Source organism: Halorubrum sp. GN11_10-6_MGM (assembly GCF_005435165.1).
In the GTDB taxonomy this organism is placed as follows: Archaea; Halobacteriota; Halobacteria; order Halobacteriales; family Haloferacaceae; genus Halorubrum.
Map to the genome: position 1 here is coordinate 1 of NZ_SGUC01000141.1, position 484 is coordinate 484.

1 pseudogene is annotated in these 484 nt (G+C 69.8%); it reads right to left on the reverse strand.

The features are described 5' to 3' along the window. Positions 1-472: pseudogene (locus EXE46_RS16430) on the reverse strand (aminotransferase class V-fold PLP-dependent enzyme); the annotation flags it as partial. Positions 473-484 lie beyond the last annotated feature (12 nt).

Sequence of the window (484 nt, forward strand, 5' to 3'; positions counted from 1 at the left end):
CGTGGACGAACCCGAACACGTCCGGCTGGTGTTCGTTGAAGGCGCGCTCGACGTCGACGGGGTCGAGGGGCTCGCCCCACGGGGCGTCCACCTCGACGACCTCGCCGCCCGCGCGCTCGGCCATCGACTTCATCCGGCCGCCGAAGTAGCCGTTCGTCGGTACCAGCATCGTGTCGCCCGGCTCGACGAGGTTGCCGATGGCGGCCTCCATCGACGCCGACCCGGTCCCGGAGACCGGGATCGTCCACTGGTTGTCGGTCCGGAACGTGTAGCGCAACAGCTCCTGGACCTCGTCCATGATCTCGACGAACGACGGGTCGAGGTGGCCGACGAGCGGCGTGCTCATCGCCTTGAGGACGCGCGGGTGGACGTCGCTCGGACCGGGGCCCATCAGCGTGCGGTCCGGCGGCGTCAGCTCCCCCACGTCGGGCGCTTTCTCGTCGACGCCGCGTTCGGCGTATCGCTCTGACATGCGCTTGAGTCC